This window comes from Streptomyces sp. NPDC059169 (genome assembly GCF_042755225.1).
GTDB lineage: Bacteria > Actinomycetota > Actinomycetes > Streptomycetales > Streptomycetaceae > Streptomyces.
Window position 1 is genome coordinate 456,279 of sequence record NZ_JBHZCF010000002.1, and the last position, 18,080, is coordinate 474,358.

Annotated in this window: 18 protein-coding genes; 7 read left to right on the plus strand and 11 right to left on the minus strand. The window is 72.3% G+C overall.

What is annotated here, in order from left to right:
• From ACFXOM_RS05845 to ACFXOM_RS05860, 4 genes are all read left to right on the plus strand, one after another.
• Positions 1 to 615: a DUF1349 domain-containing protein gene (locus ACFXOM_RS05845; protein ID WP_384935644.1), complete on the plus strand. Its 615-nt coding sequence runs from the start codon at positions 1 to 3 to the stop codon at positions 613 to 615.
• A 303-nt stretch (positions 616 to 918) separates the two neighbouring features.
• A complete protein-coding gene (locus ACFXOM_RS05850) occupies positions 919 to 1,401 on the plus strand; it encodes a GNAT family N-acetyltransferase (protein ID WP_385037076.1) in 483 nt (160 codons plus the stop codon).
• A 93-nt stretch (positions 1,402 to 1,494) separates the two neighbouring features.
• Positions 1,495 to 2,202, plus strand: coding sequence for a DsbA family oxidoreductase (locus ACFXOM_RS05855; RefSeq protein ID WP_384935638.1), 708 nt, complete (start codon positions 1,495 to 1,497; stop codon positions 2,200 to 2,202).
• Positions 2,203 to 2,223: 21 nt separating this feature from the next.
• Positions 2,224 to 3,270 carry an aminotransferase class V-fold PLP-dependent enzyme gene (locus ACFXOM_RS05860; protein ID WP_384935635.1) on the plus strand — a complete coding sequence of 349 codons (1,047 nt, stop codon included), beginning with the start codon at positions 2,224 to 2,226 and terminating at the stop codon, positions 3,268 to 3,270.
• Positions 3,271 to 3,479: 209 nt separating this feature from the next.
• Here the strand turns inward: ACFXOM_RS05860 and thpD are convergent, their stop codons facing one another.
• The 4 genes from thpD to ectA are packed head-to-tail and all read right to left on the minus strand — an operon-like array spanning position 3,480 to position 6,604.
• Positions 3,480 to 4,370 carry an ectoine hydroxylase gene (gene thpD, locus ACFXOM_RS05865; protein WP_384935633.1) on the minus strand — a complete coding sequence of 297 codons (891 nt, stop codon included), beginning with the start codon at positions 4,368 to 4,370 and terminating at the stop codon, positions 3,480 to 3,482.
• A gap of 2 nt (positions 4,371 to 4,372) precedes the next feature.
• Positions 4,373 to 4,771: an ectoine synthase gene (locus ACFXOM_RS05870; RefSeq protein WP_384935630.1), complete on the minus strand. Its 399-nt coding sequence runs from the start codon at positions 4,769 to 4,771 to the stop codon at positions 4,373 to 4,375.
• A 37-nt stretch (positions 4,772 to 4,808) separates the two neighbouring features.
• Positions 4,809 to 6,077 carry a diaminobutyrate--2-oxoglutarate transaminase gene (ectB, locus tag ACFXOM_RS05875; protein WP_384935628.1) on the minus strand — a complete coding sequence of 423 codons (1,269 nt, stop codon included), beginning with the start codon at positions 6,075 to 6,077 and terminating at the stop codon, positions 4,809 to 4,811.
• Between the two features lie 23 nt (positions 6,078 to 6,100).
• On the minus strand, positions 6,101 to 6,604 hold the full coding sequence (gene ectA, locus ACFXOM_RS05880) for a diaminobutyrate acetyltransferase (RefSeq protein WP_384935625.1): 504 nt from the start codon (positions 6,602 to 6,604) through the stop codon (positions 6,101 to 6,103).
• A 411-nt stretch (positions 6,605 to 7,015) separates the two neighbouring features.
• Between ectA and ACFXOM_RS05885 the strand changes: the two genes are divergently transcribed.
• On the plus strand, positions 7,016 to 8,107 hold the full coding sequence (locus ACFXOM_RS05885; protein ID WP_385037078.1) for an amidohydrolase family protein: 1,092 nt from the start codon (positions 7,016 to 7,018) through the stop codon (positions 8,105 to 8,107).
• Between the two features lie 367 nt (positions 8,108 to 8,474).
• Positions 8,475 to 9,416, plus strand: coding sequence for an SCO1860 family LAETG-anchored protein (locus ACFXOM_RS05890; RefSeq protein WP_384944722.1), 942 nt, complete (start codon positions 8,475 to 8,477; stop codon positions 9,414 to 9,416).
• A 21-nt stretch (positions 9,417 to 9,437) separates the two neighbouring features.
• Here the strand turns inward: ACFXOM_RS05890 and cobC are convergent, their stop codons facing one another.
• Genes cobC through ACFXOM_RS05905 form a run of 3 tightly spaced genes read right to left on the minus strand, consistent with a single transcriptional unit; the run spans position 9,438 to position 11,352 of the window.
• Positions 9,438 to 10,508 (minus strand): Rv2231c family pyridoxal phosphate-dependent protein CobC, encoded by a 1,071-nt coding sequence (gene cobC, locus ACFXOM_RS05895; protein ID WP_384935618.1) that lies wholly within the window; start codon positions 10,506 to 10,508, stop codon positions 9,438 to 9,440.
• Positions 10,505 to 10,771 (minus strand): hypothetical protein, encoded by a 267-nt coding sequence (locus tag ACFXOM_RS05900; RefSeq protein ID WP_384935615.1) that lies wholly within the window; start codon positions 10,769 to 10,771, stop codon positions 10,505 to 10,507. The genes cobC and ACFXOM_RS05900 overlap by 4 nt, the downstream gene beginning before the upstream one ends.
• Positions 10,768 to 11,352 carry a cobalamin biosynthesis protein gene (locus ACFXOM_RS05905; protein ID WP_384935612.1) on the minus strand — a complete coding sequence of 195 codons (585 nt, stop codon included), beginning with the start codon at positions 11,350 to 11,352 and terminating at the stop codon, positions 10,768 to 10,770. Before ACFXOM_RS05905 ends, ACFXOM_RS05900 begins: the two co-directional genes overlap by 4 nt.
• A gap of 47 nt (positions 11,353 to 11,399) precedes the next feature.
• Between ACFXOM_RS05905 and ACFXOM_RS05910 the strand changes: the two genes are divergently transcribed.
• Entirely contained in the window at positions 11,400 to 12,149 is a 750-nt protein-coding gene (locus ACFXOM_RS05910) for a ZIP family metal transporter (RefSeq protein WP_384935609.1), read from the plus strand.
• Positions 12,150 to 12,178: 29 nt separating this feature from the next.
• Here the strand turns inward: ACFXOM_RS05910 and ACFXOM_RS05915 are convergent, their stop codons facing one another.
• The 4 genes from ACFXOM_RS05915 to ACFXOM_RS05930 form a co-directional block, all read right to left on the minus strand.
• A complete protein-coding gene (locus tag ACFXOM_RS05915; protein WP_384935605.1) occupies positions 12,179 to 13,546 on the minus strand; it encodes a cobyrinate a,c-diamide synthase in 1,368 nt (455 codons plus the stop codon).
• The gene (gene cobO / locus ACFXOM_RS05920; protein ID WP_384935602.1) at positions 13,540 to 14,148 is read right to left on the minus strand and encodes a cob(I)yrinic acid a,c-diamide adenosyltransferase; all 609 of its coding nucleotides are present in this window, start codon (positions 14,146 to 14,148) and stop codon (positions 13,540 to 13,542) included. Before cobO ends, ACFXOM_RS05915 begins: the two co-directional genes overlap by 7 nt.
• Complete coding sequence (locus tag ACFXOM_RS05925) at positions 14,148 to 16,181, minus strand: putative cobaltochelatase (RefSeq protein WP_384935599.1); 2,034 nt, start codon at positions 16,179 to 16,181, stop codon at positions 14,148 to 14,150. The genes cobO and ACFXOM_RS05925 overlap by 1 nt, the downstream gene beginning before the upstream one ends.
• Positions 16,182 to 16,350: 169 nt before the next feature.
• On the minus strand, positions 16,351 to 17,856 hold the full coding sequence (locus tag ACFXOM_RS05930) for a cobyric acid synthase (protein WP_384935597.1): 1,506 nt from the start codon (positions 17,854 to 17,856) through the stop codon (positions 16,351 to 16,353).
• Positions 17,857 to 18,080: the final 224 nt, after the last annotated feature.

Here is an 18,080-nt window from a genome sequence, read left to right on the forward strand (position 1 = left end):
GTGCCCCACGAGCTGGAGCTCCCCGAACTCCCCTTCACACTGCGCCCGTACGGTCCCGAGGCGGATTGGGCGTACGAGAACGGGCTGCTCACCGGCTGGGCGGGCCCTCGGCAGGACCGTTTCGTGCCGCCCACCGGAGAGGCACTCGAACCGGTCTCCGACGCACCACGGCTACTGGGCGCACCGGAAGGGGACTTCCAGCTCATCGCCCGGGTCAAAGCAGGGTTCGGCGCCGCCTTCGACGCGGGCGCGCTCTACCTGCACGTCTCGGAACGGCAGTGGGCCAAGCTCTGCCTGGAACGTTCCCCGCACACGCCGGCGATCCGCTCGGTCGTGACCCGGGGCCATTCCGATGACGCCCACTCCTTCGCGGTGGACAGTGACAGCGCTTGGCTGCGGATCAGCCGAACCGGCGGGGCGTTCGCCTTCCACGCTTCGCAGGACGGTGAGCGCTGGACCTTCGTGCGGATCTTCTCGCTCGGTGCTCGGCAGCAGGCGGGTGCCGCTCTCGTCGGCTTCCTGGGGCAGTCGCCGGTCGGCGAGGGCTGCGTCGTCAGCTTCGACCGGATCGCGTTCCGGCCCAGCTGGCCGGAAGGGCTGCGGGACGGGTCCTGACACCGACCTCGCCGCGGAGGCGCGGCCCGCCCGACGGGCCCGGTGGGGAGGTACCCGTACGGACCGCCTCACGCTGCGCCCGGTCTTCTTCCCCGGATGAGCGAACCGTCGGGGAGCACCGCGAGGGGAAGTCCCTGGAGCGCGTCCCCGAGATCGAGTTCACGTACGACGGCTCCGCGGAGCGTACCGTGCGGATCACCGCCGACAACGGCTTCGAGGTCGACTGCTGCGGGGGGCCGACGACGCCGACTGCGGCCCGCGCCGGCCGGGAACCGCTTGCCGGTGCCCCGCGTCCTCGGGAACGTGATCACGATTCGGAAGGCTGTTCCCGCTGACGTCGACGCGGTGTGCGCACTGCACACCGCAGCCCGGGAGACCTACTACCGGGGCCGTCTGCGGGAAGCCGACTACGCGGGCCCCGCCGAGACCGCCCGCAGTCGTGAGGCGTGGGCGCGCGCCATCGCCATGGGGGTCGTGCTCTGCGCAGAAGGGGACGGCGAGATCGTCGGGGTCGCCGCCTCGCGGGAGGTCGACGCAGTGATGACCCTCACCCAGCTCCATGTGCACCCGGCCCGGTGGAGCCGCGGCATCGGCAGCGCGCTGCACGCCGCCTGCGCGGACCGATGGCGGCGGGCCGGTGTCCGCACCGCCCGCCTGGAGGTGTTCGAGCACAACCAGCGGGCCCAGGACTTCTACGCCCGCCAGGGGTGGACCCCCGATCCCGACAAGCCGCGCGCCGGCAACCACCTGGTGCTGCGGTTCGACGTGCCGGAAGCCGCGGAATGAGTGGGTCCGGCCATGCGTTGTGGCGGTGACGGGAGGGACCCTCCCTTTCCGTGCCGTCATCGGCAGCACCGAAGGAAGAGAGCAAGCAACACCATGCGCGTCGAGATCTGGAGCGACATCGCCTGCCCCTGGTGCTACATCGGCAAGGCCCGCTTCGAGAAGGGGCTCGCGGCCTTCGCCCACCGGGACGAGGTCGAGGTCGTGCACCGCTCCTTCGAGCTCGACCCGCACGGTGCCCGGGGCGACACCCGGCCCGTGATCGAGGTGCTCGCGAAGAAGTACGGCCGGAGTCTGGACGAGGCACGTGCCATGGAGGAACGCGTCGCCGCCAACGCGCGTGCGGAGGGGCTCGCCTACCGCACCGAGGGCCGCGACCACGGAAACACCTTCGACGTCCACCGCCTGCTGCACCACGCCGCGGCCCGGGGCCGCCGCAGTGAGCTGCTCGACCTCGCCTACCGGGCGAACTTCGCCGAGGAACGGTCGGTGTTCGACCCGGCGGTGCTCGTCGAGCTGGCCGTCGAGGCCGGACTGGACGAGGAGGAGGCACGCGGAGTGCTCGCCGACGGGACCGCGTACGCCGACGAGGTGCGCGACGACGAGCGCGAGGCCGCCGAACTCGGGGCGAACGCCGTGCCGTTCTTCGTGTTCGACCGGCGCTACGGCGTGTCCGGCGGCCAGCCCGCCGAGCTCTTCACCGAGGCCCTGGAACGGGCGTGGCAGGACCGGGAACCGCATCCGGCCGGTGGGGAGGCACCCGTGCGCCACGCGGACGGCGCACGCGAGGTTCCACAAGCCTGACACGGCTGGGAAGCTTGATCCATGGACCCCCTGGGAGGCGCCGAGTTCGCGCCGTCGACGACGTACCTGAACACCTCCAGCTGCGGTCTCATGCCGCGCCGCACGGTGGAGGCGGTCACGAGGCTCGCCGAGGGGAACGCCGCCGGGTTGCGCGGCGGCGCGGGAAGCTTCGAGCCGGTCGCGGCGGCCCGGGCCGCCTTCGCCCGGCTCGTGGGCGTGGCGGAGGACAGGGTGGCGGTCGGCAGTTCGGTTGCCGTGCAGGTCGCGCTGGTCGCCGCCTCGGTGCCGAGTGGCGCCGAAGTCCTGTTGCCCGAAGGGGACTTCAGCTCGCTGATCACTCCCTTCACCGTGCGGGGCGACCTCGCGGTGCGGTTCGCGCCGTTGGAGAGCCTGGCCGAGCACGTGGGGCCGGCCACCGTGTTGGTGGCGTTGTCCGCTGTGCAGTCCGCAGACGGCCGGACGGCCGACCTGGTGGCGGTGCGTGCCGCGGCGGCTGCCCACGGCTCGCGCGTCCTCGTCGACGCCAGCCAGGCCGCGGGCTGGCTTCCGCTGCATGCGGGCGCCTACGACTACACCGTCACCGCGGCGTTCAAGTACCTGCTCTGCCCCCGCGGCGCCTCGTTCCTCACCGTCACGCAGGAGGCCCAGGACTCACTGCTGCCGCTGCACGCGAGTTGGGGCGCGGCCGAGGATCCGGAAGGGAGCACCTACGGCCCGGTGCAGAAGCTCGCCGCGTCGGCCCGGCGGTTCGACGAGTCACCGGCATTCCTCGCCTACCACGGTGCGGAGCAGTCACTCGCCCTGCTGGAGAAGATCGGCATCGACGCCGTACACGCCCACAACACGGCACTGGCCCGGCGCTTCCGCAGGGGACTTGCGGAGCTCGGCCACGCGCCCGTGCCGGGTGACTCGTGCATCGTCGCCATCCCCGAGCTGGGCGATCGACAGCCCGAACTCGTCCGTGCCGGGGTCCTGACGTCGGCACGCGCGGGCAACCTGCGGGCCTCGTTCCACCTCTACAACTCGGACGCGGACGTCGATCGGGCGCTGGACGTGCTCTCCGGCTGAGCGGAAGCCCGGGCCCGCCCCCGCACGGTCTCCACCGGAACCTCCCCGATTCCCGGGGCTGCGTCGACAACGACACCCTCCCCGAACGACGACGTCGGCCTTCAAGACCACGACCAGGTCTCGAAGGCCGACGTCACGCCGGGAGCCGCATCAACCAACGGCGTCGGGTGTTCGCGGCCGGGTGCCCCTTCGTCCGATGTCGGAGCAGGTCACCTCACCGGGGTGAAGTCCCGCGCCCCGATGAACGACGGACGCGGCACGGGCGCCGCGAACGGCTCCTGCGCCGCGTTCTCGACGCTGTTGAAGACGATGAAGACGTTGCTGCGCGGATACGGGGTGATGTTGTCCCCGGAGCCGTGCATCGCGTTGCAGTCGAACCAGGTCGCGGAGCCCGCCTTCCCGGTGAACAGCCGGATGCCGTGTCGGTCGGCGAAGGCGGTCAGCGCCTCGTCCGACGGTGTTCCGGCGTCCTGCATCTGCAGCGACTTCTTGTAGTTGTCCTTGGGCGTCTCACCCGCACAGCCCAGGAACGTCCGGTGCGAGCCGGGCATGATCATCAGCCCGCCGTTGGTGTCGAGGTTCTCGGTGAGCGCGATCGACACCGACACCGTCCGCATCCGCGGCAGCCCGTCCTCGGCGTGCCAGGTCTCGAAGTCCGAGTGCCAGTAGAAGCCCGAAGCCCCGAAGCCCGGCTTGACGTTGATCCGCGACTGGTGGACGTAGACGTCCGAGCCGAGGATCTGCCGCGCCCGACCCACGACCCGCTCGTCGCGCACGAGCGACTCGAAGACCTCACTGATCCGGTGCACTTCGAATACCGAGCGGACGTCCTGGGACTTCGGTTCCACGATGGAGCGCTCGTCGGCCCGGATCAGCGGGTCGTTCACGATCCGGTCCAGTTCGGCCCGGTAGACCTCCACCTCGGCGGGGGTGATCAGCTCCTCCATGGCGAGGAAGCCGTCGCGTTCGTACGACTCCAGCGCGGCCGGGGAGATCGGGCCGGGAGCCCCGGGGGCGGACCACACCACCGGGTCCTGGCGGGGGACGGCCGTCTCGGTCGCGCCGCGTGTCGGGTACAGATCGGTGATCGCGGTGGTCATGGTCAGCCCTCCTCGGTGAGCAGTGGGTAGACGCCGTTCTCGTCGTGGTCCTCCCGTCCGGTGACGGGCGGGTTGAAGACGCAGACGCAACGGAAGTCGGTCTTCGGACGGAGCGTGTGGCGCTCGTGGCCGTCCAGCAGGTACATCGTGCCGGGCTCGATCCAGTGCGACTCGCCGGTCTCGTCGTTCGTGAGCTCGGCCTCGCCCTCCACGCACAGCACGGCCTCGATGTGGTTGGCGTACCACATCGACGTCTCCGTGCCGGCGTAGAGCACGGTCTCGTGCAGGGAGAAGCCGACCTTCTCCTTGGCCAGCACGATGCGCTTGCTCTCCCACGTCCCGGATTTCGCCCTGACGTGTCGGTCGGTGTCCTCGATGTCCTTGAACGATCGGACGATCACGCGGAATTCAGCCTTTCTCTGCTGGTCGTGCGGTTGTTCAGGCCGTCTCGCGGACGGCGCGGGCGAGCGTGCGCAGACCCTCGTCGAGCTCGTCGGGCGTCACGGTGAGCGGCGGCAGCAGCTTCACCACCTCGCTCTCCGGGCCCGAGGTCTCCAGCAGCAGCCCCAGTTCGAAGGCGCGGGTGCAGACGGCCGAGGCACGGCTCTTGTCGGCGAACTCCAGCCCCCAGACCAGGCCGCGGCCCCGGAAGTCGACCCGGTCGGCCGAGTTCTCGTCGGCGATCGCGAGCAGGGCCTGTTCGACCTGCTCGCCGCGGGCGATGGTCTGCTTCTCCATCTGGCCATCGGCCCAGTACGCGTCCAGCGCGGCGGCCGCGGTGACGAAGGCCGGGTTGTTGCCGCGGAACGTGCCGTTGTGCTCGCCCGGCTCCCAGAGGTCGAGCTCAGGGTTGAACAGGCAGAGCGACATCGGTAGCCCGTAGCCGCTGATGGACTTCGACAGGGTGACGATGTCCGGGGTGATGCCCGACTCCTCGAAGGAGAAGAAGGCACCGGTGCGGCCGCAGCCCATCTGGATGTCGTCGACGATGAGCAGCATGTCCTGGCGGTGGCAGAGGTCGGCCAGCGCCCGCAGCCACTCGGGACGGGCCACGTTGATGCCGCCCTCGCCCTGTACGGTCTCGACGATGACCGCGGCCGGCTTGTTGAGGCCGGATCCCTGGTCCTCCAGCAGTCGCTCGAACCAGAGGAAGTCCTGGACCTGGCCGTCGAGGTAGTTGTCGAACGGCATGGGCGTGCCGTGGACCAGGGGGATGCCGGCACCGGCCCGCTTGAAGGCGTTGCCGGTCACGGCCAGCGAGCCGAGCGACATGCCGTGGAAGGCGTTGGTGAAGGAGACGATCGACTCGCGGCCCTTCACCTTGCGGGCCAGCTTGAGTGCCGCCTCGACCGCGTTGGTGCCGGTCGGGCCGGGGAACATCACCTTGTACGGCAAGTCGCGCGGTCGCAGCACGGTGTTCTGGAAGGACTCCAGGAAGGCGCGTTTCGCGGTCGTGGCCATGTCCAGGCCGTGGGTGATGCCATCGCGCTCCAGGTAGTCCAGCAGCGCGCGTTTGAGCACGGGGTTGTTGTGCCCGTAGTTCAGTGATCCCGCGCCTGCGAAGAAGTCGAGGTACGAGTGTCCGTCCTCGTCGGTGAGGCGGGCGCCCTGCGCACGGTCGAACACTGCGGGCCAACCGCGGCAGTAGCTGCGCACCTCCGACTCCAGGGCCTCGAAGACACTCAGGGCGGGCGGGGTGATGGTCACAGCGGTCTCTCCTGGGGTGGGGTTCAGACGGTGACGGTGATCGGGCCGATGCGGTACAGCACCTCGGGCTGGTGCGCCCCGTCGGGGAAGAGTCCTCCGTCGAACAGCACCTCGCGCTCCAGCGAGCTGCCCCGGCGGGCGGCGAAGGAGGTGAACAGACGGTCGGACGCGGTGTTGTCGGGGGTGACGGTCGTCTCGATCGCGCGGACGCCGTGCGCCGTGGCGACGCGGTGGAACAGGGCGTCGAGGAGTGCACCCGCCAGTCCGTGGCCGCGGTGTTCCCCGTCGACGGCCACCTGCCAGACGACGAGCGTCTGCGGTCGCTCCGGCCGGATGTACCCGGTGATGAACGCGATCGGTTCTCCGTCGGCGCCGCGGGCCACCACGGAGGTCGCGGCGAAGTCGCGGCACCACAGCAGATAGCTGTACGAGGAGTTCAGGTCCAGGACCTCGGAGTCGCGGGCGATTCGCCAGATTGCGGCTCCGTCCTCCACGCGTGGGCTGTCGATGCTTAGTGCGGTGGTCATGCGAATTGAATTTACCGAGCAAATTCGTAAATTGCATCGCGGAGAAGGGTTGGGTGACGCATCGGTATGTGTTATCGCGCGAGCGCGCGCGCAGCGCGAGGCTTGGTCGAATACTCCCGTTTTGTAGGGGAGTTATCGGTCGAAACGGTCCGCCTGTTGGGTCGGTCACACATTCGTAACGCTTGTGGAACCCACCCGGAATGAGCCCTTCGAGTCGTGTTGAAATCTTGGCGTTTAGGGTCGGAGAAAGCGGGCAGGAGAATGTGGGGAGCTGCTCTCAATAAAACACCTAATTGGCATTCTCAGATTAATGCACGATTTGATTTCTGTGGGAATGGTGATGTCGATCGCGGGTAGGAGGGCCGCCGGGCCCCGGACCAGGTGCGACCGGGGGCTCGTAGAGTGCAGGACATGAGCGATCACGCGGTGCTGCATGTGAAGGGGCGGGTGCTCGTCGGGCCGCAGGAGGTGCGGGACGAGCTCTGGGTGGTCGGCGGGCGCATCACCTTCCGGCGGCCTTCCTCGGGAGGTGACGCGCGGACCGTCGAGGGGTGGGTCCTGCCCGGCCTGGTCGACGCCCACTGTCACGTCGGCCTGGACCAGCACGGCCCCGTGGACGAGGCGACCAGCGAGAAGCAGGCGCTCGCCGATCGTGACGCGGGAACGCTCCTCATCCGTGACGCGGGCTCGCCCTCGGACACCCGCTGGATCGACGACCGCGGGGACCTCCCGAAGATCATCCGAGCCGGGCGCCACATCGCCCGCACCCGCCGGTACATCCGCAACTACGCCCACGAGATCGAGCCCGACGACCTCGTCGCCTACGTCGCGGGGGAAGCGCGGCGCGGCGACGGCTGGGTCAAGCTGGTCGGCGACTGGCTGGACCGCGAGGTGGGCGATCTGGGCGCCTGTTGGCCGAGGGGAGCGGTCGAGGCGGCCATCGCGGAGGCGCACCGCCTCGGTGCCCGCGTCACGGCGCACTGTTTCGCCGAGGACTCACTGCGGGACCTGGTCGAGGCGGGCATCGACTGCATCGAGCACGCCACCGGGCTGACCGAGGACACCATTCCGCTGTTCGCCGAGCGGGGCGTCGCCATCGTGCCCACCCTGGTCAACATCGCCACGTTCCCCCGGCTCGCGGCCGGCGGCGACGAGAAGTTCCCGCGCTGGGCCGCCCATATGAGGCGTCTGCACGAGCGCCGGTACGACACCGTCCGCTCGGCGTACGACGCGGGCATTGCCGTCTACGTGGGCACCGACGCCGGTGGTTCGCTGCCGCACGGCCTCGTCGCGGCCGAGGTCGCCGAGCTCGTCACGGCCGGAATCCCGGCGGTCGAGGCGCTCTCGGCGACCACGTGGGGGGCGCGGAGCTGGCTCGGTCGCCCCGGCCTGGAGGAGGGCGCGCCGGCCGATTTCGTGGTGTACGAAGCCGATCCGCGGGCTGACGTGCGGGTGCTGGCGGCGCCGCGGAGGGTGGTGGTGGGAGGGAGTGTGGTCCTGTGAGGACGGGCCGCACGGAGGCGAACGGTGTGTGAGGACCGGCCGACCGGCGCTGAGGACGGGCCGGACGGAGTCCGTTCGGGGTGCGGTGCCGGGTGTGCCCGCGCCGTAGCGGGCCGGAGGGCGGGCGTGGGAGGGGCGCCCCGTGCCCCGCGCCCCTGGGTGGGCCCCGGGTGTCCGCGGTCACCGCGAGCGCACCGTGATTCGAACGTCTGCGCGGAAACGTCCCTTTGGGGTGAACTCACGTCGGGTGTCTGTGTGTTCACTCTCGGTCCGTGAGGATTCCCCTGTCCCAGTCCGCCACCGCCGCGCACGCGTCCCCGTGCCGTCGGCCGGGCGGCGTCATGTCTCCCGTGGGGGTTCCACCACTGTGAACAGCAACACCTTGCGCCTGCCCGCACACCGCTCCGCGGCCGTCGTGGCCGTGGCCGTGGCCGCGTTGGCCGCCGGCCCGCTGGTGCTCGCCGAACCGGCCGGCGCGACGGGCAGCGGGGGACGGGCCGGCGCAGTGGTGCTCCGCACCGGTCTCGACGTCTCCCTGCTGAATCGGAGCGGCACCGTACCGATGCGGGCCTCGCTCGACGAGGTGCAGGCGCCCGTGGCGGCCCGGAAACCCGGGTCGGCCGAGAAGCGCGCGCTGGCCGTCCAGGTGGAGGGCGTCAACCAGGGCAAGCCGTTCGGCGTGTTGCGCTCGGACGTGGCGACCGCGAGGGCGACCGTCGACCACCGCAAGGCCGAAGGAACCGCCCGACTCGCCCGCGCCGCGGTGCACGTCCCGGGACTGCCGCTGCTGTCGCTGGTCGAGGTGGAGGAAGTGACCTCCCGAGCCGTCTGCGAGGTGGGGCGCGAGCCGGTCGCCGAATCGAATCTGCTCGGCTCGGTCAGAGTGTTCGGTCGGAAGACGAAGCTGACGACCGACGGTCCGACCCGGGTCGAGGTGCCCGGCGTCGGCGAGGTCACCCTCGATCTGTCGAAGGCGCACACCACGTCCCGTACGGCTGCGGCCACCGCGCTGGAACTGACGGTGTCCGTCGATCCGCTCAGGTTGAACGTCGCGGAGGTCCGGGGCACGCTGACGCTGGCCGAGGCGACCTGCCGGACCCCCGGTTTCCGGCAGTCCGCGCCCCGCACCGCGCCCGACGTGGAGCCCCAGACCGGCGCCGGCCCCGGCGCGGCCCAGCCACCCGCCGCCGACCACCTCGCGGCGACCGGAGGCGGCACCCTCTCGCCGTACCTCTCCGGCGGTGCCGTGGTGTTGCTGGCCGCCGGCGCCGGCTCGGTCGTCCTGGCCCGCAGCCGTGGCCGGAGTTGACCAGCCCCGGGGGAGCCGGCGTCAGCGGCCGACCGGGGTGCTGCCGACCATCGCCAGGGCCTGGTCGAGGGCCTGGAGGAAGCGGTTCGTCGTGGCCCGGTCGCGCACCGCGAGGCGTAGCCAGCAGTGGTCGAGGCCGGGGAAGGTGTCACCGCGTCGTGCCGCGAAGCCGAGCACGCGGAGGCGCTCGCGCACCTCGTCCGCGCGCTCGATCCGGACCAGGACGAACGGTCCGGCTGCCGTCGCCGGGGTGTGCACCTCGTCGAACTCGGCCAGACCGGCGAGCAGATGGGCCCGGTCGGCCGCGGTGCGCTCGGCAGCCGCGGCCGCCTCGGCGAGCGCCCGCGGGGACATGCACGCCTCCGCCGCCGCGAGCGCCGGGCTCGACACCGGCCACAGCGGCTGCGCCCCTGCCAACTCGGCGACCGTCTCCGGTGCGGCGAGGACGTAACCGATCCTGAGCCCCGCGAGCCCCCAGGTCTTGGTGAGGCTGCGCAGCACCACGAGCCCGGGGACGTCGGTGCGCGCCGCGAGCGCCTCCGGCTCACCGGGCACCGCGTCCATGAACGCCTCGTCGACCACCAGGACCCGGCCGGGACGCGCGAGCCGGACCAGGTCCTCGGCCGGATGCAGCACCGACGTCGGATTCGTCGGATTCCCGATCACGACGAGGTCGGCCGACTCCGGCACGTCCCCGGGGTCCAGCCGGAAGCCGTCCTCCGCGCGCAGCAGCAGCCGCGTTACTGCGTGGCCCGCGTCCCGCAGAGCCGCCTCCGGCTCGGTGAACTGGGGGTGCACGACCAGCGGACGGCGTACCCTCAGGGCCCGCGCGAGCAGCACGAACGCCTCTGCGGCCCCCGCCGTCAGCAGCACCCGCTCCTCGGGCACACCGTGGCGCTCCGCGACCGCCGCGCGTGCCGCCCGCCCGTCCGGGTACGCGGCGAGGGACGTCAGGGACTCGGAGATGCGCTCGCGCAGCCACCCCGGAGGCGTGCCGGTGCGGACGTTGACCGCGAGATCGGTCAGTCGTCCGTCGCGCACCTCCGCATCACCGTGGTGCCGCAGGTCGTGGGCGTCACCGGGCACGTTCATGGCCGTCCTGTACTCGTCGGGGCCGCGGGCGGCACCGGAACGGCGACGGCCGCCCGGTAGCGCTCGACGACCAAATCCGCCAACTCCTCGACCGGACGGATGACTTCCGCGTACCGCAGCTCGGCTTCCGGGTGCGCCTCGGCCGCGACCGGAATGGCGGGGTGGCCGGCGTCGAGCCGATCCGCGAAGTCCGCGAGGGCGTCGGCAGAGGCCTCGTGGCGGGCGGCGTTCGCGGCGATGAGCAGTCCAGGCGGGGACGTCACGGGTTCTCCTTGCGGTGGGGGAGGACCGCCCGCACGGGCGGCCGGCCTTCCTCGGCGGGATCACGTCCGGCACGGCCGGATCCACCCCGCACGTACGGTGGTTGCGGCACGGCCGACGCGCCCGCGGTCCGGCACGCGCCGGTACCGGAGCCGGCCGGGCCCGACGGCAGCCGCGGAAACGGGGGCTCCGCACGGCGCACGATCGCACAGGTCGCCCTTCCGGGGCGCTCCCGGGTACCCGACGTCCGTTTCGTCATGAGGAGTTCGCCGCCCCCGGCGAGCGCCGCGGCCTCCGCCACCGACGGCGTCCCGACGGCTTCCCGCACCGTCGCGGACGGATGCGGTACGGCGACCCGGGCCAACTGGTGTGCGGGATAGGCCCAGAGGGGAACGCCGAGTTCGTCCGCGGCCCCCACGATTCCTGGTTCGGCCGCCTTCGCCTCCACGGTCGCCAACGCGACGACCGTTCCGCGGCCCCGTCCCGCCGCTCCGGCCTCCCGCAGCGTCGCTCGGACGAGCGCCAGGACCTCCTCGGCGGTGACGCCACGGCGCGCGCCGACCCCGATGACGAGTTCCCTCATGGCGTGGCACCCGGCACGGCGGCTGCGCCATCCGCTAGCAAGAACGCATGGTGGTGTTCGTCGCGCTCGGCGCGTTCCTGATGACGCTGTTCGGTGGCTGGGCGGCGCACCGCGTCACCGATCGCCGCCACCTCGTGCTCGGGCTGGCCGGAGGTCTGATGCTCGGGGTCGCGGGGCTCGACCTGCTGCCCGAGGCGATGGCGGCCGCGGGCCGCGAGGTCTTCGGCGTACCGCGGGCCATGCTGCTGTTCGTGGGCGGCTTCCTCCTCGCCCATCTGGTGGAACGGCTGTTGGCGGGCCGCCAGGCGTCGCACGGGGCGTACAACGGCGGGCGCCACTCCCACGGCAGTCACCAGTTGGTGCCGCAGATCGGCATGACGGCCGCCTCCGCCATGGTGCTCCACAGCCTGATGGACGGCATCGCCATCGGCGCCGCCTTCCAAGCCGGCGGGGGCATGGGGGCCGCCGTGGCACTGGCGGTCATCACCCACGACTTCGCGGACGGGTTCAACACGTTCACGATCACCAGGCTGTACGGCAACGAGCGCCGCAAGGCCCTGGTCATGCTCTTCGCCGCGGCCCTCGCCCCGGTCGCCGGGGCGGCTTCCACCTTGCTGTTCACCATGCCGCAGCAGGTCCTCGGCAGCTATCTGGGCTTCTTCGGCGGCGTGTTGCTGTACCTCGCCGCCGCGGAGATCCTCCCCGAGGCGCACCACGAACACCCGGCCCGCTCGACGCTGGTGTGCACGGTGACGGGCGTGGCGTTCGTCTGGCTGGTGACGGGCCTTGCGGAATGAGCGGAATGACGCGCGCACCCCACCGCCGGTCATGCCCCTGCGGCCCATTCCGTGCACCTCTCCACGAACCGGACGGCTGCCCCGGGCGCCCCCGCCCAGTGTGTATGCACATAGCTCGCGTGCACGCCTCCCTGCACGAAGCCCTCCACACGGCGCTCCGGCTGCCGCAGCCCCCAGGCCGGCTGTGTGCCCGCGCCCGGCTCCAGCACCGTGCGGTGGAACTCGTGGCCGCGCATCCGGGTCCCGGCCGCGGCCAGCACACTGTCGCTCACCGCCACCGCGTCCCGATAGCCCAGTGTCAGCCGTTCGGACATCCGTGCGTCGGCCTCCAGAACCCCGCACATCGGCTTTCCGTCCAGCGAACGCGCGAGGTACAGCAGCCCCGCGCACTCGGCCGCCATCGGGCCGCCCGCCCGCGCCAACTCAGCGACCGCCTTGCGCAGGGGCGAGTTGGCGGACAGCTCGGGGGCGTAGACCTCGGGGAACCCCCCACCGACGACGACGCCGCCGGTGCCCTCGGGGAGTTCCGTGTCGCGCAGCGGATCGAAGGGGACGACGTCCGCACCAGCGGCACCGAGCAACTCCGCGTGTTCGGCGTACGAGAAGGTGAACGCGGCGCCTCCGGCGACGGCGATCACCGGCCGGACCGGACCGCACCGGCGGCTGCCGACCGCCCGGCCCGGATCCCACGCCGTGTCGTGCAGCGCGGGCGCGCTGCGGGCGAGGGCCAGCAACGCCTCCAGGTCGCACCCCGCCCGCACCTGCTCCGCCTGTGCCCGTACCGCGGCGACCGCGTCCGCGTGCCGCTCGGCCACCGGCACCAGACCCAGGTGCCGCGACGGCGTGCTGACGGAAGGGGCCCTGCGCAGGACGCCCAGCACCGGTACGCCCGACTCCTCCAGCGCGTCCCGGAGGAGCACTTCGTGCCGGTCCGTGGCGACCTTGTTGAGGATCACCCCGCCGAGCCGTACCTCCGGGTCCCACGAAGCGAAGCCGTGCACCAGCGCGGCCACCGACCGCGACTGCGACGAGGCGTCCACGACCAGCACCACCGGCGCCCGCAGCAGCTTCGCCACCTGGGCCGTGGAGGCCAGCTCGCCCTGGCCCGCCGCCCCGTCGAACAGCCCCATCACGCCCTCGACCACCGCCAGGTCGCAACCGCGTGCGCCGTGTGCGAAGAGCGGCGCGATCAGCTCGGCGCCGCACATGTAGGCGTCGAGGTTGCGGCCGGGCCGCCCCGTGGCCAGCGCGTGGTAGCCGGGGTCGATGTAGTCGGGGCCCACCTTGTGCGGGGACACGGCGAGGCCGGCCCCGGCGAAGGCCGCCATCAGGCCGGTCGCGACGGTGGTCTTCCCGCTGCCCGAGGCCGGTGCGGCGATGACCAGACGTGCTACCACTCGATGCCCCGCTGGCCCTTCTGGCCCGCGTCCATCGGATGCTTGACCTTGGACATGTCGGTGACGAGGTCCGCGAACTCCTGCAGTTCCTGCGGGGCGTTGCGGCCGGTGATCACCACGTGCTGGGTGCCGGGCCGGTCGCGCAGCACCTCGATCACCTCGGCCGTGTCGATCCAGCCCCAGTGCAGCAGGTACGCGAACTCGTCGAGCACGTAGAAGCGGTACTTCTCCGCCGCGAGGTCCCGCTTGACCTGCTCCCAGCCTTCGCGCGCCTTGTCCTCGTGGGACGGCTCGCCCTCGCCCGGCGGGCGCTGGATCCAGGACCAGCCCTCGCCCATCTTGTGCCAGGTGACGGTGCCGCCCTCGCCGGTCGCGCCGAGGGCCTTGAGGGCGTTCTCCTCCCCGACCTTCCACTTGGCCGACTTGACGAACTGGAACACCCCGACCGGCCAGCCCTGGTTCCAGGCGCGCAGTGCCATGCCGAACGCCGCGGTCGACTTCCCCTTGCCGACGCCCGTGTGCACCATGACGAGCGGGCGGTTGCGGCGCTGTCGGGTGGTGAGTCCGTCGTTCGGGACGACGGACGGCTGTCCCTGTGGCACTATGCGGCCCTCCTGTTGCTTCCGTTGTTCCCCGCAGTGACGTCCTTGACCAGTCCCGCGATGCTGTCCGCGCGCAGTTCGTCCAGGGTGACCGCGGTGCCGCCGAGTTCGCGGGCCAGGTTCCCGGCGAGGCCGAGCCGCACCGGCCCCGTCTCGCAGTCCACGACGACGGCCGCGGTGCCCTCCGCGGCGTGCAGCCGCGCCGCGCGCGCCGACCGGGCGAGCGCGTCGTCCCCGCGCGCCCCGGTCGCCCGGCCGTCCGTGACCAGGACCAGCAGCGGACGGCGGGAAGGGTCCCGCAGCCGTTCCACCCGCAGGACGTCGTGCGCCTTGAGCAGTCCGGCGGCCAGCGGGGTGCGCCCGCCGGTGGGCAGTTGCTCCAACCGCGCCGCGGCCGCGTCCACGGACGACGTCGGCGGCAGAGCCACGTCCGCGGTCGTGCCGCGGAAGGTGACCAGACCGACCTTGTCCCGGCGCTGGTAGGCGTCCAGCAGCAGCGACAGCACCGCGCCCTTCACCGAACTCATGCGCTGCCGGGCCGCCATCGAGCCGGACGCGTCCACGACGAAGAGCACGAGATTGCCCTCGCGGCCCTCACGGGTCGCCTGACGCAGGTCGTCCCTACGGACCACCAGGCCCGGGCCCGAGCGTCCGCGCGCCCGCTGGTGCGGGGCGGCCGCCCGTACCGTCGCGGCCAGGTGCAGTTTGGTGAGCGTTCCCGCCGGGCGCCGGGCGCCGGTGGTCCTGCCGTGCTCGGTACGGGCCCGGGACCGCCGTCCGGCAGCGCCCTCACCGAGACCGGGCACGCTGAGCATCCGCGTGCGGAAGGGCTCGGCCGCCCGCACTGCCGCCTGCTCGCCCGTGCCCGGGGCGTCGGCGGGAGGCTGCGCACGGTCCTCGGGGGGCGCCGCGCCGGGGTCGTGCCCCTGCGGCGGCACGCCTCCGCCCCCGCCGCCCGGCCCGCCACCACCGGGGCCGTCGGGGTCCCCGTCGGGGTCGGGGTCGGGCTCCTCGTCACCACCGAACTGGTCCAGGGTCTCGTCGAGCCTGTCCTCGTCGAGCCCGGGTGCGTCGAAGGGGTTGCGGCGGCGACGGTGGGGGAGCGCGAGGAGTGCCGCCTGCCGCACGTCCTCCTCGACGACGTCGGAACGTCCCGCCCACGCTGCCAGTGCGGTCGCCGTCCGTGCCATCACGATGTCGGCGCGCATGCCGTCCACCTCGAACGCCGCACAGGTCGCGGCGATCTGGCGGAGTGCCCGGTCCCCGAGCCGGACCGCCGGCAGCAGCGCCCGTGCGGCCACGATGCGGGCCCGCAGCGCCGCCTCCTCCTCGGCCCAGCGTGCCGCGAAGGCCGCCGGATCGTCGTCGTGGGCGAGCCTGCGCCGTACCACCTCCACCCGCTCGTCGGGCTCCCGTGATGCCGCGACCTCGACCGTCAGCCCGAACCTGTCCAGCAACTGCGGCCGCAGCTCGCCCTCCTCGGGGTTCATCGTGCCGACGAGCAGGAAGCGTGCGGCGTGGCGCACCGAGACGCCTTCGCGCTCCACGTAGGAGGCACCCATCGCGGCCGCGTCCAGCAGTAGGTCCACGAGGTGGTCGTGGAGCAGGTTCACCTCGTCGACGTACAGCACGCCGCGGTGCGCGTCAGCCAGGAGACCGGGCTCGAAGGCCTTCACGCCGTCGGCCAGCGCCCGCTCGATGTCGAGCGCGCCGACGAGCCGGTCCTCCGAGGCACCCACCGGCAGTTCGACCATGCGTGCCGGACGCGCCGTGCCGGGCACCACGCCGTGGGGGCCGTCAGGACAGCCGGGATCGGGTGCACCGGGCGCGCAGGAGAAGCGGCAGCCCGCGACCACCTCGACGTCCGGCATCAGGGCGGCGAGGGCCCGCACGGCAGTCGACTTGGCGGTTCCCTTCTCGCCGCGGACGAGCACACCGCCGACGGCGGGGGAGACCGCGTTCAGCAGCAGTCCGAGCCGCAGGTCGTCCATGCCGACGATCGCGGTGAAGGGGTAGTGAACAGCCGAACTCATACGTCGTGGTCCTCCCGCTCGTGCCCTCCGGGCACGTCCAGTCGATCGTGGGCCACCCGTGGGCCCCGGTAACGCTCTCGTTCTCGTCCTCCCCCGGAACCGGTGCGTACGGCTTCCGGTCCCGCGGCCTTCCGGCGTCCGCACCCGTGACTCCGTGCACCGCGCCTGCTCACGGCGCCCCCGGAGGGACGAACGGTAGGCCCGCGGGGGCACCGCCCTCGATCAGCGCGAGCAGCGCGTCCGTGTCGGCGTGCTCCTCGACCAGATCGCCGAGCCGGTCGAGCTGCTGCTCGCGCAGCGCGGCGAACGAGGTGTCCGGTGCGGGGACGAAGCGGCGGCCCGACGCCGCCGCCACCACGCGCAGGAACGCCCGGCGGAACCCGTCGCTCTCCAACGAGCCGTGCCAGTGCGTGCCCCACACCGGTCCGGTGCGGCAGCCGTCCAGGAACGGCTCGCCGCCCAGCACGTCGGCGACGCCGTGGTGGATCTCGTACCCGTCCACCTCCTGGCCGAAGGCCTTCCCCGACGGTCGGCCCAGGGTCTTCTCCGGTGCGAAGCGGACCCGCACCGGCAGGAGTCCGAGCCCGGGGACGGCCCCGGCGCGCGACTCGACGTCGTCGTCGATGTGCTCGCCCAGCATCTGGAAGCCGCCGCAGATGCCGAGCACCGGGCGCCCGTCCGCCGCGCGCCGCACCAACGCGTCGGCCAGGCCGCGCGTCCGCAGCCATTCCAGGGCGCGCACGGTGCCGCGCGTCCCCGGTACGACGACGAGGTCGGCGTCGGCGAGTTCCTCGGGCCGGTCCACGAAGCGCACGATCACCCCGGGTTCGGCCGCCAGCGCGTCCACGTCCGTGAAGTTGGACATCAGCGGCACGGCACAGACCGCGACCCGCAGCACGTCCTCGCCGTACGGAGGGGCGACGACGGACTCGCGCACGGCGCCGCGCAGCGACACCCGCAGCCCGTCCTCCTCGTCGATCCCGAGGCCGTGGGTGTACGGCAGAACGCCGAACGTCCGACGGCCGGTGAGCCCGTGCAGCATCTCGAGCCCCGGTTCCAGGAGGGTCACGTCGCCCCGGAACTTGTTGACCAGGTAGCCGGCGACCAGGTCCTGGTCCTCCCGCCCCAGGAGTGCCGTCGTCCCGAAGAACTGGGCGAAGACCCCGCCGCGGTCGATGTCCCCGACCACCAGCACGGGGAACCGGGCCGCTCGGGCGATGCCCATGTTGACGATGTCGGTGCGTCGCAGATTGATCTCGGCCGGGCTGCCGGCGCCTTCGCAAATCACCACGTCATGGGTGGCACGCAGCTCCTCCAGGCACTCGATGACCGTGCCGAGCAGCGCCTGCTGCCGTCCGCCGTGGTAGCCCCGCGCGCTCAGTTCGCCCACCGGCCTGCCCATCAGAACGACCTGGCTGGACCGGTCGCTGCCCGGCTTGAGCAGCACCGGGTTCATCAGCGCGGAGGGTTCGACCCGGGCCGCCTGGGCCTGCATCGCCTGGGCCCGGCCGATCTCCGCGCCCTCGCGCGTGACGAAGGAGTTGAGGGACATGTTCTGTCCCTTGAACGGGGCGACCTTCGCCCCCCGGCGGACCAGCCAGCGGCAGATGCCGGCCGTGACGACGCTCTTGCCGGCGTCCGAGGTGGTGCCCGCGACCATCAGTCCGCCGCTCATGCGCTCCTCCGCCCGATGGCCCCGACGGCCAGCCTGGCGCCCGCGCAGACCGCCAGCGCCAGTGCTCCCACGCGCCGTGACAGCCGTACCGCGCGAGCGATGTCCGTGACGTCGACGGCCCGGCCAGTGCGCTGATGCTTCTTCCCACAGGCCGGCCCGCCTGTGAAGAAGCGCATCACCTTCGGAGGCGATCATGCCGAAACACCTTCTCTTCCACCTGGCGG

Excerpts from the sequence above, each read along its gene's own strand:
- ACFXOM_RS05855 (WP_384935638.1), top strand. The coding sequence starts at position 1,495 with ATGCGCGTCGAGATCTGGAGCGACATCGCCTGCCCCTGGTGCTACATC.
- ACFXOM_RS05860 (WP_384935635.1), top strand. The coding sequence starts at position 2,224 with ATGGACCCCCTGGGAGGCGCCGAGTTCGCGCCGTCGACGACGTACCTG.
- thpD (WP_384935633.1), bottom strand. The coding sequence starts at position 4,370 with ATGACCACCGCGATCACCGATCTGTACCCGACACGCGGCGCGACCGAG.
- ectA (WP_384935625.1), bottom strand. The coding sequence starts at position 6,604 with ATGACCACCGCACTAAGCATCGACAGCCCACGCGTGGAGGACGGAGCC.
- ACFXOM_RS05885 (WP_385037078.1), top strand. The coding sequence starts at position 7,016 with ATGAGCGATCACGCGGTGCTGCATGTGAAGGGGCGGGTGCTCGTCGGG.
- cobC (WP_384935618.1), bottom strand. The coding sequence starts at position 10,508 with ATGAACGTGCCCGGTGACGCCCACGACCTGCGGCACCACGGTGATGCG.
- ACFXOM_RS05905 (WP_384935612.1), bottom strand. The coding sequence starts at position 11,352 with ATGAGGGAACTCGTCATCGGGGTCGGCGCGCGCCGTGGCGTCACCGCC.
- ACFXOM_RS05910 (WP_384935609.1), top strand. The coding sequence starts at position 11,400 with ATGGTGGTGTTCGTCGCGCTCGGCGCGTTCCTGATGACGCTGTTCGGT.
- ACFXOM_RS05925 (WP_384935599.1), bottom strand. The coding sequence starts at position 16,181 with ATGAGTTCGGCTGTTCACTACCCCTTCACCGCGATCGTCGGCATGGAC.
- ACFXOM_RS05930 (WP_384935597.1), bottom strand. The coding sequence starts at position 17,856 with ATGAGCGGCGGACTGATGGTCGCGGGCACCACCTCGGACGCCGGCAAG.